Genomic DNA, 14101 nt, shown 5'->3' with positions numbered 1-14101 from the left:
GAGCCTGTGGGATGCGCAGGTAAATCAACGTTAGGAATTAAAAATGGCAACGAAGAAGAAGTCCACCGCTGCGGCGGGCAAGGGAGATGACCGCCAGAAGGCGCTCGACGCCGCGATGGCGATGATTGAGAAGGATTTTGGTAAGGGTGCTGTCATGCGCCTTGGCGACGACGAGCGTCCCCCAATCCGCGCGATTTCCTCCGGCAACACCGCCATCGACATCGCACTGGGCATCGGCGGATTCCCGCGCGGGCGCATCGTGGAGATTTACGGCCCAGAATCCTCGGGTAAGACCACCGTTGCGCTGCACGCGATTGCGTCTGCGCAGAAGGAAGGTGGCATCGCTGCGTTTATCGACGCCGAGCACGCCCTCGACCCTGAGTACGCTCGCCTTTTGGGCGTGGATACGGATAACCTGCTGGTTTCTCAGCCGGATACCGGTGAGCAGGCGCTGGAAATCGCCGACATGCTCGTGCGTTCCGGCGCTATCGACATCATCGTTATCGACTCCGTCGCGGCCCTTACCCCGAAGGCGGAAATCGAAGGCGAGATGGGTGATTCCCACGTCGGCCTGCAGGCCCGCCTGATGTCCCAGGCGCTGCGCAAGATGACCGGCGCGCTGTACAACTCCGGCACCACCGCCATCTTCATTAACCAGCTGCGCGAGAAGATCGGCGTCATGTTCGGCTCCCCGGAGACCACCACCGGTGGTAAGGCGCTGAAGTTCTACGCTTCCGTGCGCTGCGATATCCGCCGCATCCAGACGCTTAAGGATGGCCAGGATGCGATTGGTAACCGCACCAAGATCAAGATTGTGAAGAACAAGGTTTCCCCGCCTTTCAAGATCGCCGAGTTCGACATCATGTATGGCGAGGGTATTTCGCGTGAGTCCTCCATCATCGACCTTGGCGTGGAGCATGGCTTTATCAAGAAGTCCGGTTCCTGGTTTACTTACGAGGGTGACCAGCTGGGGCAGGGTAAAGAGAAGGCCCGTAACTTCCTGAAGGAAAATAAGGACCTGGCTGATGAGATCGAGAAGAAGATCTTCACCAAGCTGGGCATCGGCGCCGCGGCCGCGACGGGGGAGGAAGTCCACATGGACGTGCCCGGTGCGGACGATTCCTTGACGGATGACGCCGTCGATTTGGTTCCGAACGTCGACTTCGACGACGACTAAATGTCAAAGCCCGCCCCAGAAAAGCTCGAAAAGCTTCGCCAGGCGCTTGCCGAATATGAATCCGGCGCCGCTGGAGGCGGGCTTTTTGATGCCGAAGCAGAAGAAGCCAAAGCCAAGGTGCGCTCGCGCGCGCTGTTGTTGCTGGATCAGCGCGCGCGTTCGCGCAAGGAATTAGGCGACCGCCTCCTTGCCCTCGAATTCGACGCTGAGGTGGTGGAGATGGTCCTCGATGACCTAACGCACGTGGGCCTGCTTGACGACGCCACCTTTGCCAAAGAGTGGGTGCGCCAGCGCCATGCCCGCAGGGGTAAATCCGCGCGCGTGCTAGATCGCGAGCTGCAGGAAAAGGGCGTGTCCCAAGCCCTGCGGAGTGAGGCCTTGGAACAGGTGACGGAGGAATCTGAGGAGTCCATTGCCCAGGCCTTGGCAGTAAAGAAGGCACGCTCTGTGAAAACGGTGCCGGAGGATAGGGCAGAGCGTGATAAATACTTGCGCCGCATCGTAGGCGTGCTGGCGCGGCGCGGTTTCAACCAAGGCATGTCCATGCGGATTGCCATTGCGGCGCTGGATGCGCGCATCGCGGAGCTGGAATCCTAGGGTTTATGAGTTGGCTGCTTTGGCCGATAGAATGACCCGACGTGAGTAATCCCCAGACTGAGGCGCCCCGCACCTACGAAGTGCGTACTTTTGGCTGCCAGATGAACGTGCACGATTCCGAGCGCATCTCCGGCTTGCTGGAGGAGGCAGGCTACTGCGCAGTCGACTCCGGCGACGAGCCCGACCTCATCGTCTTTAACACCTGCGCGGTGCGTGAGAACGCAGATAAGCGCCTATACGGCACCCTGGGCGCATTGAAGAAGACCAAGGAGAACCACCCCGGCATGCAGATTGCCGTGGGCGGCTGCTTGGCGCAAAAGGACAAAGACACCGTCCTCGATAACGCGCCGTGGGTTGATGCGGTCTTTGGCACCCACAACATGGGTGCCCTTCCTACGCTGCTCGAACGCGCGCGCCACAATGACGAGGCCCAGGTGGAAATCGTTGATTCCCTCGAGGCTTTCCCTTCCGTGCTCCCTGCAAAGCGCGAGTCTGCCTACGCTGGCTGGGTCTCGGTCTCGGTGGGCTGCAACAACACCTGTACTTTCTGCATCGTTCCTTCCTTGCGCGGTAAGGAAGAGGACCGCCGCCCGGGCGACATCCTGGCCGAGGTCAAGGCACTGGTAGACCAAGGCGTTTCCGAGGTCACCCTGCTGGGCCAAAACGTCAACGCTTATGGCGTGAACTTTGCAGACCCTGACCTACCGCGCGATAAGTTCGCGTTCTCGAAGCTGCTGCGCGAGGTGGGAAAGATCGAGGGCTTGGAGCGTCTGCGCTTTACCTCGCCGCACCCGGCAGAATTTACTTCCGACGTCATCGACGCTATGGCCGAGACCCCAGCCGTGTGCCCGCAGCTGCACATGCCGCTGCAGTCTGGCTCCGACCGCATCTTGAAGGAGATGCGCCGGTCTTATCGTTCGAAGAAGTTCCTCGCCATCCTGGATGAAGTCCGCGAGAAGATGCCGCATGCGGCCATCACCACTGACATCATCGTCGGCTTCCCAGGCGAGACCGAAGAGGACTTCGAGGCCACCATGGAAGTGGTAAAGCGCGCCCGTTTTGCCTCCGCTTTTACCTTCCAGTATTCGCCGCGCCCGGGTACCCCGGCGGCGGAGATGGAAAAGCAGGTCCCGAAGCACATCGTGCAGGAGCGCTTCGAGCGCCTCGTCGCGCTGCAGGACTCCATCCAGGCCGAGGAGAATGCGAAGCTGGTTGGCACCGACGTCGAGCTGCTGGTGCAGGCCGAGGGCGGCCGCAAGGCTGACAAGACTCACCGCCTGACCGGCCGTTCCCGCGATGGCCGCCTCGTGCACTTTGCGCCTATCGACGCCGCCGGCACTTCCATCAGCGCAGATATCCGCCCAGGCGACGTCGTGCATACCACCGTTACCGATTCCGGTTCCTTCTTCCTCGTGGCTGACTCCGGCGTTACCGAGCACCGCCGCACTAAGGCCGGCGACATGTCCGCAGCGGGGCAGACCCCAACCACCGCGCCTATCGGCGTAGGTTTGGGGCTACCGCAGGTTGGCGCCCCCGCCACCCAAGATTCCTGCGGCTGCTAAAGGAGTATTTCATGAGCAATCAGTACGACACCGCCCACGCTGCCGAGCGCGCTGCCGCCCAGAAGATGGAACTGGGAGGCTACAAAACCGCGCTCATCGTAGCGATTGTCGCGTGGGTGGCGTACCTGGTTCTGCCTTATGCCGGCACCGCCAACGGCTGGGAGGTTCTTGGTCTGGACAGCCCGAGCGTGAAGATTTCCATCATGGAGAACATCTCGGGGTGGTGTGCCCTGCTGGGCATCGGCGTGCTGACCAGCCTCACCGTCATCACCCGCCGCTTAAACTTCGGTCTTGCTGCATGGATGCTGGTGGCAATCTCGCTGTTTCTTAACCTCTGGGGCTTCTGGTACCGCGGCTCGACCGCGGACGGCGCCTCCATCGGCATGTGGGTCGGCGTGCTCGCTAGCCTGATTGCATTCTTGGCGTACTGCCGCGTGGCCTTTAGGCGCAGCCCCGAGCAGATTGCAGCGGCCGAAAAAGCCCGCGCCGCAGCCAGCTCCCTCGATCAAGTCGGCGTCCTGCAGACGGAGGCCGCGACTACACTTCCTCCGGAGGAGAATCCGCTGCTTATCGACGACCGGCGCCGCCAAGCACACAAGCGTTAAGCCCCGAATGCTCAGTCCTTAACTGCGGAGATGCAGCTCCCAGGCTGAGGAAGTGGAAATAACCTTCGCGCCTAGGTGCTTATAGATGCGGTTCATCGCCGGGTCCGCATCCGCGACCGAGCAATATGCTCGGCGCGCGTCCGGCCACCACCGCGCGACCTCGTGCAGTGCGTGCAGTTTCGCAGCCGTGGCCAGTCCGCGTCGACGCCTATCGCGGGCGGTGACCGTCAGCGTCCACTCACAGACCTCCGGGTCCGCATCCGCGTGCCGGGAAAGCTCCGTCAGCGCCACGATACGCCCGGCTTCCTCGATCGCAACCAGAAGAGTATGCGAGCGCCGTGCCCGCAGCCTGCGATGCGCCTCCTCCAAACGCTGCGCGGTCCAGTAAATAGGCTCGGTGCTCAAATCGCCGTAGACCGCATCCGTGGAGGCCACGGTCAAAAGCTCCAGGATGTCATCCAGATACTCAGCGGGGATGTCATAGTCGGCAAAGACATGAAATTTGCGCGAGGCCACCGGGAAAGGCCGCGCTGGCGTATCCGGAAACTCTACGAACATCTGGTGCTCGGCGTGCTTTTGTGCAAAGCCCCGCGCGATATACGGGCCCGAGAACGGGTCATAAGAGTAGTCCGCATCGGCAGGGTAGAGCATACCTATCTGTGCGACGCTGCGGCCGAGCTTATGGGCCAGGTCGAGGGCGGCGTCGACAAGCTGCTCGGTCACTCCGCGCGCTTCCGCGGACAGCTCCTCGCCGGGCATGGGCAGCAGGCCCGCCGCGAGAACGCACTCGATTTCCGCATTCTGTGTTTCTTCAAGAAGAGGCAGCGAGATATGGATGAAGCCGTCGAAATCCAACTCCGGGCTGGGCTCCACCGCGGAAATAGTGGGCAAGCCCAGCGCGCCCACCTCCAGTGGGGTAGGAGAAGTTAGCCCAAAGAGATAGGTCTGCGACTCGTTCGAGCCTTGTAGGCGCTGGACCACCCGCGAAGGCGCAGAAGATGCGGCTGGGTCACCGCTGGCCTCTTGCGCATACAGGTTCGCGTCGAAGACGAAGCTACGGACGCAATCTGCTGGCTCTCCGCGGCCGGGGACAATCTGGACGAGCAAATTATTTGTCATTTACAGCAGCTGCCGCTGCGTCCGCGAACTCCTGCCACTGCGCGGCCTGGGCGCGCAGGTCCTGCTCCTTCTTGGCGTTGCCCTTGGCAGCGGCGGCGTCGGCTTGCGCGTTTAGATCGTCGACCTTGGACTGGAACTGCGCCACGCGTGCCTGAGCTTCGGGATCGGTACGGCGCCACTCGGAATCCTCCGCGGCGGAAACGCGCTTTTCCAGGGCCTCAATCTTGGCCTCGTATTCACGGACCTGGTTGCGTGGGACGAATCCAATTTCCTCCCACTTTTCTTGCAGCTCGCGCAGCTTCGCCTTAGCAGCCTCGATGGACTTGGAAGGATCGATCTGTGAGTCGTATTCCGCAATCAGGGCGTCCTTCGCCTGCGCGTTGGCGGCGAATTCCTTATCGCGCTCGTCGTTGACGGCGTTGCGAGCGGAGAAGAAGTGGTCCTGCGCAGCGCGGAACTGAGCCCACAGCTTGTCATCGGCCTCGCGCGGGGCGCGGCCGGCGGCCTTCCACTCGGTCATCAGGTCACGGTAGGCGCGCGCGGTGGCTGCCCAGTCGGTGGAATCCTGCAGCGCCACGGCGCGCTCGACGAGCTCTTCCTTGCGCTTGCGGGCCGCCGCGCGATTGCGGTCTAGCTCCGCGAAGTGCGCTCCACGACGCCTATTAAAGGAGTCGCGTGCTCGCGAGTAGCGCTTCCAGAGGGCGTCGTCAGTCTTGCGGTCGATTCCGCGAATCTGCTTCCACTCCTCGAGGATGGCGCGGATGCGATCTCCCGCGGCCTTCCACTCGGTGGAGTTCGCTGCGATGTCCTCGGCCTCTGCCGCGAGCTTCTCCTTGGCCGCGATGCCTTCCGCGCGGCGGCGCGCTTTATCGGCCTGCGCCTGCTCGCCGGCGCTTACGGAGTGCTCGATGACAGCGCCCAAACGCTTGTCCAAGGCCGCAATATCGCCGATAGCGGCAGCGGTAGGCAAAGACTCCCGCAGCTCCGCGGCGGTGGCCTTGATGGTTTCCGCCTCGCCCGGATGCGCTTTCAAACGTGTTTCCAGCAGCTCAATCTCGGTGGAAAGGTCATCGTAGCGGGCACCATAGTGCGCCAAGCCCTCAGCCGGGGTGCCGGCCTTCCACTCGCCAATCTTGCGCTCGCCTTCGGGAGCATTGACGAAGACGGAACCGTCTTCCTCCACGCGGCCCCATTTGGCCGGATCATTCTTTGCGACCTTAGCCGCCGGCTGTGCGCCCGGGCGAGGGCCTGGACGAGCACCCTTCTTGGGCATTGCACCTGGGGTTGGGATAGACATGGTTGAAACCGCCTTTATGAAAGTCGCGCCGCGCGTCACGGCTGCCTAGAGTGTTCTCCCTAACAGTACCTTCTCCTGCATTAGGATGAGTGAGCAATGTTAAATCTTTTGATTATGCCTTCCTCGCCGGCCTTGGCGGAGGAATTATCTCCCGCAGATGCCCCTAGCCGCGCGCTATTAGGCGCAGCTCGGCAGCTGGTCCGCGAATACGCGTCGGCCAATGAGGAGCTGGTGTTAGACATCGTTGGCTCCAGGGATGCACGCTGGCATACGGCACATACAGGTTCCCTGCGCGCGTGGGGTGCCCCGAGCGTGGAGCTGGGCGAAGGCAATTACCTGCCGGAGCTTATGGCGCGCTACATGCTTGCAGGTGGTCCGGATTATCGCGTGGGCGAGGTCCGCGAGCACCTAGGCACCCCGCGCGCGGGCGTTCTCACCATCGTGTGCGTAGACGGCAGTGCCGGGCTTACCCAACGCGCGCCGCTCGCGCTTATCGACGCCGCCCCTGCGGCCGCCCAGTGGTGCGAATCCCTGCTAGCGGGCGCGGACGAAAGCTGCGATGAAGATAAGCTGCGTGCCGCCGGCGTCGAGGAGACTGCGCTGTGGGCAGAGCTTGCGGCGCTGCGGCCGCTAAAGGCGGAACTGCGCGCGGCGGATTCGACGCTGGGCGTTGGACGATACGTGGCGGGGTGGCAATGCTAAGACCAATCGCAGTCGTAGGGCCTACGGGTTCGGGTAAAAGTGACTTGGGCGTGCAGCTCGCGCATGAGCTAGACGGCGAGGTTGTCAACGTCGATTCCATGCAGCTCTACCGCGGCATGGACATCGGCACGGCGAAGCTCACGATGGAAGAACGCGAGGGCATCCCGCACCACCAGCTTGACGTCTGGGAGGTCACGGAGAAGGCCTCCGTCGCGCGTTATCAAGCAGACGCCATTTCCGACGTCGAGGCGATCATGGCCCGCGGCAAAACGCCCATCCTCGTGGGTGGCTCGATGCTCTATGTCCAGGCGCTCGTCGACGACTGGCAGTTTCCACCCACCGACCCTGCAGTTCGCGCGAAGTATGAACAGCGGAGGGTGGAAATCGGCGTCGATAAGCTGCACGCGGAGCTTGCAGAAGTAGATCCGGCCGCGGCCGCCATCATCGAGGACAAGGACCCGCGGCGCACCGTCCGTGCGCTGGAGGTCATCGAGCTGACCGGCAAACCCTTCAAAGCCAGCCAGCCGCCGAAGGACGTGCCGCCGCGCTGGAACACGCTGCTGTTGGGTCTGCGCACGCAAGCAGATTGGCTCAACCCGCGCATCGAGCTGCGCAGCCGACGCATGTTCGAACGCGGGCTCGTAACGGAGGTCGAGCGCCTGCAAACACAAGGCCTCGTAGAAGATTCCACCGCCGGCCGCGCCATCGGCTATGCGCAGGTATTCCAAGCTCAGCGAGGAGAGCTGACCTGGGACGAAGCCATAGAGCGCACGATTACCGGAACGCGGCGCTACGTGCGCCGCCAACGCTCCTGGTTTAACCGCGACAAGCGCATCAACTGGCTGGATGCGGCCGCCGATACGCGCGGGCAGGCGCTGCGTATTATTGAGGCATGAAATTTGCCAAGGGACACGGTACGGAAAACGATTTCGTCATCATCGAAGACCATGACGGCCAGCTAGAGCTTAGCCCCGAGCGCGTGCAGCGCCTGTGCGATCGCCGCGCCGGAATCGGCGGGGATGGCCTGCTGCGCGTGGTCCGCGCGGGCGCGCTGGGGGAGCCGCTCGCCGAAGGAATTGCTGACGAGGATTGGTGCATGGACTACCGCAACGCCGATGGTTCCGTCGCCGAAATGTGTGGCAACGGCACTCGCGTCTTCGCCCACTGGGTGCGTTCCCGCGGCTTGGTGAATGCCGATTCCTTCACCGTCGGCACCCGTGCCGGTGCGAAAACGGTGACGGTGCATTCCTTCGATGAGTTCGAGGCGCAGGTTAGCGTGGAGATGGGTGCTGCGCGGGTAACCGGAGTTTCCACGGCGTCGATGGCAGGCGAGAGCTTTGCGGGCCTCGGTGTCGACGTGGGCAATCCGCACCTGGCAGCGGTCATCCCGGGGCTTTCGGCAGAAGGCCTGGCCGAGATGACCTTCGAGCAGCCGACTTTCGATGAGTCCTTCTTTCCCGAGGGAGTCAACGTTGAGGTGCTGACTCAGCTTGCTGAAGGCGCCGTTTCCATGCGTGTCTTCGAACGCGGCGTCGGAGAGACCCGCTCTTGCGGCACCGGCACCGTGGCGGCCGCATGCGCCGCGCTTGCCGACGCCGGCTACGGCACCGGCACCGTCAGCGTCCATGTTCCCGGCGGCACGGTGGAAGTGGAGATCTTCGACGAAGACTCGCGTCTTACCGGCCCTTCGCGCATCGTGGCAACTGGCGAGACCGCGCTTTAGTCTTTGTAGTGCGTGCCGAGGGAAAGGGCCGCGCGGCGGGCGGCGAGCCAGGTCTCGCGCAGCTCGGTGGCGCGGTCATCGGTAACCCTTAAGAGGGATTCCAGCTCGTCGGTTTCGATGTCTGTGCGGTATACGCGGATGTCCAAGCGGCTTAAAAATCGCTTGGCACCGTTTAATTCGTAGCGGAAGGCCTCGATGGTGGGATCCGTGCAATCCAGATCCAGCAGCGCGGGGCGGTGCAAAGTGCGGTCTGCAATGGCATCGGTATTTTGCGAATTGCAGAAGGCGTCGAATTCAGCGATCACGTCGCGGATATCGTCCGCGGAAAGATTGATGGAGGTGCGCAGGGCGGCGTGCTCGGAGGCGTCGGGACGTGCAGAGGCGAAAAGCCACATGGCGCCTGCCACCAAGAGCGCAATGAAAAGGCCAGGCAGTTTCAGGGTCACGATGAGCGCAACGGCTGCCACCACCGCAAGGGTGACGGCGAGCATATGACGCCCTGTCGAGTCCATACCTGGCCCTTCTTCGTTTTATTTAGTGGCATCCGCCAGAACCGCAGGAGCAGCCGCCGTCGGAGCCGCAGCCGCCGGTGGGCATTTCGATTGAAGCCGTCAGCATACCAGTTCCAGCCAGAACTTCATCCTTGGCGGGAAGCTCGCCGAAGCTGGCCGGTAAGCAGAGGTCGAACGGGAAGACGCCGTCCATGACCAGGTGCATGAACTTTTCGCCGGTGAGCTGGTTTTCGCGCCACTCGGATTCCATCACGCGGGCGGCGAATCGGCAGCCCGGGGTAGGCGCCGCTGCGCCGGAACCCTGCGCGACAATCTCTGCGCCCTCAGACTCGAAGGCCGCCGGGTAAGTATCAAACTCTGCCTCGTAATCTGCGGCGGAGGCATAGCGTTTCACGCCGAAGCCCATGACGCTAAGGCCTACCTGCTGCCACGGCTGGGTTTCTTCGTCTGCCAGCAGCGGACCCTGCGCGAGGTTAGCGGTGGCCTGTGCGAGAACGGTGCCGAATGGGTCCAGGATTTCCATGAAAGCCAGCACGTCGTTGACCATGGACACATGCGCAAAGCCCTGCGTCACGGAATCGAAACCGATGTAGGTGGCAAAAGGCTCGACCGCGAGGATATTGATCTGCGCTCCGGACGGGTCCGCGAATTGGATGAGCTGACCGTCGCGGATCTCGCCGGTGACGGTGAGCTGGTTGGTGGAAATGGCTGCCTCAACGGCGTCTTGCCAACGCACAAAGTTCAGGCCAATTGCCTGCATCTCAGTATTGGCAGTGGAGGCGGGGGAAGATTCGGTCATAGTGGCTATTGTATCTCCGCAGGCTTTAGCTACTAAAAATTGGGGTTTTAAGCCTGCGACGTGCAAGAATAAAAGCAACATGAACGAAAATCACGAAGAACTTCTCGCGCAGGCTTTTGGTGAGGAATTCCAGCCCACCACGGGCGACCTCGACCTAGCCGAGCGCAACGCCTTTCGCCGCGTTTCCACCACCATCCGCGCTGAAGACACCACCGACGGCTATGAGGTGGAGTACCGCAAGCTGCGCCTCGAGCAGGTCGTACTCGTGGGCGTATGGACCGAAGGCACCGTCGCCGAAGTAGAGGCCACCATGGCCGAGCTTGCCGCGCTGACCGAGACCGCCGGCGCCGAAGTCGTGGAAGCGATTTACCAAAAGCGCGAAAAGCCCGACCCTGGCACCTACATCGGCCGTGGCAAGGTCCAGGAACTCAAAGAAATCGTCGAAGCCACCGGCGCCGACACCGTCATCTGCGACGGCGAACTGCAGCCCGGCCAGCTTTCCGCCCTAGAGCGCGAGCTCAACACCAAGGTCATTGACCGCACCATGCTGATTCTGGATATCTTCGCCCAACACGCGAAGTCCAAAGAGGGTAAGGCGCAGGTCTCGCTTGCACAGCTGGAATACCTCTATACCCATACCCGCGGTTGGGGCGGCAACCTCTCGCGCCAGGCGGGTGGCCGCGCGGGCTCTAACGGCGGCGTCGGCTTGCGCGGCCCCGGCGAGACCAAGATTGAGTCCGACCGGCGCCGCATCCGCTCCGAGATGGCGCGCCTGCGTAAAGAGCTGCGCGGAATGAAAACCGCACGTGATATCAAACGCTCAAAGCGTCAGGCGTCGACAATCGCGCAAATTGCTATCGCCGGCTACACCAACGCGGGCAAATCTTCCCTCATCAACGCGATGACCGGCGCAGGCGTGCTGGTGGAAAACGCGCTTTTCGCCACCCTTGACCCAACCACCCGCCGCGCAGAGCTTGCCGACGGCCGCCAAGTCGTCTTCACCGACACCGTCGGCTTCGTGCGCCACCTGCCCACGCAGCTGGTGGAGGCCTTCAAGTCCACCCTCGAGGAAGTCTTGGCTGCCGATATCATGATGCACGTGGTCGATGGCTCCGACCCATTCCCGTTGAAACAGATCGAAGCTGTCAATAAGGTCATCTACGACATCGTGCAGGAAACAGGCGAGCAGGCGCCGCCGGAGATTATCGTCATCAACAAGATCGATAAGGCCGATCCGCTTGTGCTTGCTGAGATTCGTCACGTGCTCGACCGCGAGAACGTGGTTTACGTATCCGCGCACACCGGCGAGGGCATCGACGAGCTGACTTCGCGCGTTGAGCTCTTTCTCAACTCTCGTGATGCGCACGTGCGTTTGTTGGTTCCTTTTACCCGCGGCGATGTTGTCTCCCGTGTGCATGCCGAAGGCACCGTTTTGGGTGAGGAGTACACAGGGGAGGGCACGCTTGTCGACGTCCGCCTGCCTGCATCCGTTGCCCACGAATTGGCGGAGTACGTTGCGGAAGAAGTTTCCTAAAACGCCGCTGGTGGGCCATAATGAAGGCTCGTGAGTACTTTTGGTTGGCGCCTGCACGGCGATGGTAAGAATATTGCACCTGGCGCGGTAGTAGCGCCGGAAGAACGCTTGAGCTGGGGGCGCACTATCGGCATCGGCATGCAGCACGTGGTGGCTATGTTTGGCGCTACGTTGCTGGTTCCCACCTTGACCGGTTTCCCGGTTAATACGACGCTGCTGTTCTCGGGCATCAGCACTATTTTGTTCCTGTTGATTACCCGCAATCGCCTGCCTTCCTACCTGGGCTCTTCTTTTGCCTTCATCGCACCGCTGACGGCGTCGCAGCAGTATGGCATTAGTGCGCAGGCCGGTTCCATTTTGGTGACCGGTGCAGTGTTGATGGCCGTCGGTTTCGTGGTGAAAGCTGCGGGGCGCCGTGTGCTGGACGCGGTGATGCCGCCGGCCGTGACCGGTTCCATCGTGGCGCTCATCGGCCTGAACTTGGCGCCGGCGGCCACGACGAACTTCCAGACCCAGCCGCTCGTTGCGGCGATTACCCTGGCTGCTATCGTCCTTGCGACCGTGGGCGGGCGCGGCATGGTCTCCCGCTTGGGCATCCTCATCGGCGTTGTCGTGGGCTGGGTCTTTGCGGCGCTTACCGGAAACCTAGCGGAAGGAACCGCGCAGACCATCCGCGATGCTGCCTGGATTGGCGTCCCGCAGTTTCACTCGCCGGAGTTTAAGTTCTCCGCCATCGCCGTGGCGCTGCCAGTGCTGGTGGTGCTGATCGCAGAAAACATCGGCCACGTTAAGGCCGTGTCTGAGATGACGAAGCGCGACCTCGATGACCTAGCTGGCGACGCGCTTATCGCCGACGGTCTCGGCACCGCCATCGCCGGTGGCTTCGGCGGCTCCGGCACCACAACTTATGCCGAGAACATCGGCGTTATGGCCGCGACCCGCGTGTACTCCACGGCGGCCTACTGGGTGGCTGCGGTCTTCGCCATCTGCTTGGCCTTCATCCCGAAGTTCGGCGCCCTGATTTTCACCATCCCCACCGGTGTGCTGGGCGGAGCGACTCTCGTGCTTTACGGCCTCATCGGCATGCTGGGCATCCGCATCTGGATGGATAACAAGGTCAACTTCAACAATCCGGTGAACCTGACTTGTGCTGCGGTGGCGTTGATTGCGGGTATCGGCAACCTAACGCTGAACGTGGGTTCCGTTTCCCTCGAGGGCATCGCTTGGGGCTCCATCGGCGTCATTGTGGTCTACCCTGCGGCGAAGTGGCTCTACGAAACCCTTGGTGAGGGCAAGGGCGCCAAGTACTAAAACGGGATACGTCACCAATCTCGCCCCTTTTCGGGGTGAATTTGGCGAAGTTATCCACAGGCCAAAAATTGTCTCTTGTGGGGCTTGGTGAGGGCTTTTTAGGCTTAAAAACCATGAACGCACTAGCAGACTTCCTCGCAGCCCAGGCGCCAGGCATGGCCATTCTTGCCGGCGCCCACGGGCGCAGCGAAGCACAGCTCGTGCAGCTCGGCGCGTCGAACTTACAGGCCCGCGAGCTTATCTATCTGGCGGGCATCTATTTTGGCCCCACCTCCTCTTTGCGCTGCCAGCGCAACGCGCAGGGCTCAGCGCATAGCCTGTCCACGCTGACGATGATCGAAGGCTACATTTCCCGTATTCCACGCCAACGCGATAAGTGGAAAGTACGGGAAACACTCTGCACCAGCACCCTTCCCGCGGACAAGCTGAAGGCAAAAGCCCGCGCGATGGCGAAAGAATACGCCAAGCCGCGGGAACCACAGGAAGGGGTGCGGATTACGCGGCGTCGCCAAGCGCTGTGGTCCCTGACCGTTACCGGCAAGCAGGACATGATTGCCGATATCTTCTCTGCCTTAAAACCCGAAGCGCCCGTCCAATCCTTTTACGAGGGATTCTTTTCCGGTGCGCACAAGCCGGTGGCGGGCTCCCACGTCGTCATCACTTTGGACGAGTTCGTGGAAATCGCGCAAGGCGGCGGGGAGGAAATCCAGCTGCGCATGACCAACGGCGCGAGCATTTCTGGCGCGGATTTCGTCTCCCGCGTGCTTTCCGCGCATGGATTGGTCAGCCTCGTGCATCCTTATGAAGGGCCGGTCAATCTTTATCGCACGCGGCGGTTTGCTAATGAAAAGCAGCGCCTGCTGGCCGCGGCCGAAAATCCCACGTGCGCGTGGCCGGGCTGTAATCACCCGGCGGATAGTGCGCAGGTCCATCACCTCACCTCTTGGGCTAGGGGAGGCGATACGAACATCGGAAACCTCGTTACCTGCTGTGCGTATCACAACGGAATAAATGACGACTCTCCGCCAGGAAGTTCGCCGAAAACTTCCCGTGGAAAGCTAGCTCGCATTCGCGGAAAAATCACCTGGTTGCCGCCGTGGGCTTCGCCGGTGAGCTAGAGCCCCCCGCCACGCGCGGGTGCTTTGGCATGCCCAAAACTTAAA

The 14101-nt window shown here is 61.9% G+C and carries 14 protein-coding genes; 10 read left to right on the top strand and 4 right to left on the bottom strand.

Annotated features, from left to right (window positions below; genetic code table 11):
* Positions 1 to 43: 43 nt before the first annotated feature.
* From recA to HMPREF2888_RS11340, 4 genes are read left to right on the top strand one after another with little or no spacing between them, the layout of a single operon-like run.
* Positions 44 to 1177 (top strand): recombinase RecA, encoded by a 1134-nt coding sequence (recA, locus tag HMPREF2888_RS11355; protein ID WP_061923051.1) that lies wholly within the window; start codon positions 44 to 46, stop codon positions 1175 to 1177.
* Entirely contained in the window at positions 1178 to 1774 is a 597-nt protein-coding gene (recX, locus tag HMPREF2888_RS11350) for a recombination regulator RecX (RefSeq protein WP_061923048.1), read from the top strand.
* Between the two features lie 41 nt (positions 1775 to 1815).
* Entirely contained in the window at positions 1816 to 3336 is a 1521-nt protein-coding gene (miaB, locus tag HMPREF2888_RS11345; protein WP_082785861.1) for a tRNA (N6-isopentenyl adenosine(37)-C2)-methylthiotransferase MiaB, read from the top strand.
* An 11-nt stretch (positions 3337 to 3347) separates the two neighbouring features.
* Complete coding sequence (locus HMPREF2888_RS11340) at positions 3348 to 3941, top strand: Rv2732c family membrane protein (protein WP_070518803.1); 594 nt, start codon at positions 3348 to 3350, stop codon at positions 3939 to 3941.
* A gap of 18 nt (positions 3942 to 3959) precedes the next feature.
* Here the strand turns inward: HMPREF2888_RS11340 and HMPREF2888_RS11335 are convergent, their stop codons facing one another.
* Both HMPREF2888_RS11335 and HMPREF2888_RS11330 read right to left on the bottom strand, forming a co-directional pair.
* Positions 3960 to 5060, bottom strand: coding sequence for a GNAT family N-acetyltransferase (locus HMPREF2888_RS11335; protein ID WP_246815075.1), 1101 nt, complete (start codon positions 5058 to 5060; stop codon positions 3960 to 3962).
* Positions 5050 to 6357 (bottom strand): DUF349 domain-containing protein, encoded by a 1308-nt coding sequence (locus HMPREF2888_RS11330; protein WP_070518802.1) that lies wholly within the window; start codon positions 6355 to 6357, stop codon positions 5050 to 5052. The genes HMPREF2888_RS11335 and HMPREF2888_RS11330 overlap by 11 nt, the downstream gene beginning before the upstream one ends.
* Positions 6358 to 6453: 96 nt before the next feature.
* On the opposite strand from HMPREF2888_RS11330, the gene HMPREF2888_RS11325 reads away from it, so the two are divergent.
* From HMPREF2888_RS11325 to dapF, 3 genes are read left to right on the top strand one after another with little or no spacing between them, the layout of a single operon-like run.
* Positions 6454 to 7059: a hypothetical protein gene (locus HMPREF2888_RS11325; protein ID WP_061923040.1), complete on the top strand. Its 606-nt coding sequence runs from the start codon at positions 6454 to 6456 to the stop codon at positions 7057 to 7059.
* On the top strand, positions 7053 to 7955 hold the full coding sequence (miaA, locus tag HMPREF2888_RS11320; RefSeq protein ID WP_061923037.1) for a tRNA (adenosine(37)-N6)-dimethylallyltransferase MiaA: 903 nt from the start codon (positions 7053 to 7055) through the stop codon (positions 7953 to 7955). The genes HMPREF2888_RS11325 and miaA overlap by 7 nt, the downstream gene beginning before the upstream one ends.
* Complete coding sequence (gene dapF, locus HMPREF2888_RS11315; RefSeq protein WP_070433222.1) at positions 7952 to 8782, top strand: diaminopimelate epimerase; 831 nt, start codon at positions 7952 to 7954, stop codon at positions 8780 to 8782. The genes miaA and dapF overlap by 4 nt, the downstream gene beginning before the upstream one ends.
* Here dapF and HMPREF2888_RS11310 read toward each other — a convergent pair.
* Positions 8779 to 9294, bottom strand: coding sequence for a hypothetical protein (locus tag HMPREF2888_RS11310; protein WP_070518801.1), 516 nt, complete (start codon positions 9292 to 9294; stop codon positions 8779 to 8781). The genes dapF and HMPREF2888_RS11310 overlap by 4 nt on opposite strands.
* 22 nt (positions 9295 to 9316) lie before the next feature.
* Positions 9317 to 10093 (bottom strand): hypothetical protein, encoded by a 777-nt coding sequence (locus tag HMPREF2888_RS11305; RefSeq protein ID WP_070518800.1) that lies wholly within the window; start codon positions 10091 to 10093, stop codon positions 9317 to 9319.
* A 79-nt stretch (positions 10094 to 10172) separates the two neighbouring features.
* On the opposite strand from HMPREF2888_RS11305, the gene hflX reads away from it, so the two are divergent.
* The 3 genes from hflX (at position 10173) to HMPREF2888_RS11290 (ending at position 14056) form a co-directional block, all read left to right on the top strand.
* Positions 10173 to 11627, top strand: coding sequence for a GTPase HflX (gene hflX, locus HMPREF2888_RS11300; protein WP_061923025.1), 1455 nt, complete (start codon positions 10173 to 10175; stop codon positions 11625 to 11627).
* 30 nt (positions 11628 to 11657) lie between these two features.
* Positions 11658 to 12938, top strand: a complete 1281-nt coding sequence (locus tag HMPREF2888_RS11295) for a uracil-xanthine permease family protein (protein ID WP_061923022.1) — start codon at positions 11658 to 11660, stop codon at positions 12936 to 12938.
* Between the two features lie 113 nt (positions 12939 to 13051).
* Positions 13052 to 14056 carry an HNH endonuclease signature motif containing protein gene (locus tag HMPREF2888_RS11290; RefSeq protein WP_061923019.1) on the top strand — a complete coding sequence of 335 codons (1005 nt, stop codon included), beginning with the start codon at positions 13052 to 13054 and terminating at the stop codon, positions 14054 to 14056.
* Positions 14057 to 14101: the final 45 nt, after the last annotated feature.

Origin of the sequence: Corynebacterium sp. HMSC077D03, assembly GCF_001808545.1 — a bacterium.
GTDB classification, from domain to species: Bacteria; Actinomycetota; Actinomycetes; order Mycobacteriales; family Mycobacteriaceae; genus Corynebacterium; species Corynebacterium simulans.
This window is presented reverse-complemented; position numbering and strand designations above follow the sequence as displayed.

What these genes read in the sequence shown, in the direction of transcription:
- HMPREF2888_RS11325 (WP_061923040.1), top strand. Translation starts at nt 6,454, where the DNA reads ATGTTAAATCTTTTGATTATGCCTTCCTCGCCGGCCTTGGCGGAGGAA.
- HMPREF2888_RS11290 (WP_061923019.1), top strand. Translation starts at nt 13,052, where the DNA reads ATGAACGCACTAGCAGACTTCCTCGCAGCCCAGGCGCCAGGCATGGCC.
- recX (WP_061923048.1), top strand. Translation starts at nt 1,178, where the DNA reads ATGTCAAAGCCCGCCCCAGAAAAGCTCGAAAAGCTTCGCCAGGCGCTT.
- hflX (WP_061923025.1), top strand. Translation starts at nt 10,173, where the DNA reads ATGAACGAAAATCACGAAGAACTTCTCGCGCAGGCTTTTGGTGAGGAA.
- miaA (WP_061923037.1), top strand. Translation starts at nt 7,053, where the DNA reads ATGCTAAGACCAATCGCAGTCGTAGGGCCTACGGGTTCGGGTAAAAGT.
- HMPREF2888_RS11310 (WP_070518801.1), bottom strand. Translation starts at nt 9,294, where the DNA reads ATGGACTCGACAGGGCGTCATATGCTCGCCGTCACCCTTGCGGTGGTG.
- HMPREF2888_RS11305 (WP_070518800.1), bottom strand. Translation starts at nt 10,093, where the DNA reads ATGACCGAATCTTCCCCCGCCTCCACTGCCAATACTGAGATGCAGGCA.
- dapF (WP_070433222.1), top strand. Translation starts at nt 7,952, where the DNA reads ATGAAATTTGCCAAGGGACACGGTACGGAAAACGATTTCGTCATCATC.
- HMPREF2888_RS11340 (WP_070518803.1), top strand. Translation starts at nt 3,348, where the DNA reads ATGAGCAATCAGTACGACACCGCCCACGCTGCCGAGCGCGCTGCCGCC.
- recA (WP_061923051.1), top strand. Translation starts at nt 44, where the DNA reads ATGGCAACGAAGAAGAAGTCCACCGCTGCGGCGGGCAAGGGAGATGAC.
- HMPREF2888_RS11330 (WP_070518802.1), bottom strand. Translation starts at nt 6,357, where the DNA reads ATGTCTATCCCAACCCCAGGTGCAATGCCCAAGAAGGGTGCTCGTCCA.
- HMPREF2888_RS11335 (WP_246815075.1), bottom strand. Translation starts at nt 5,060, where the DNA reads ATGACAAATAATTTGCTCGTCCAGATTGTCCCCGGCCGCGGAGAGCCA.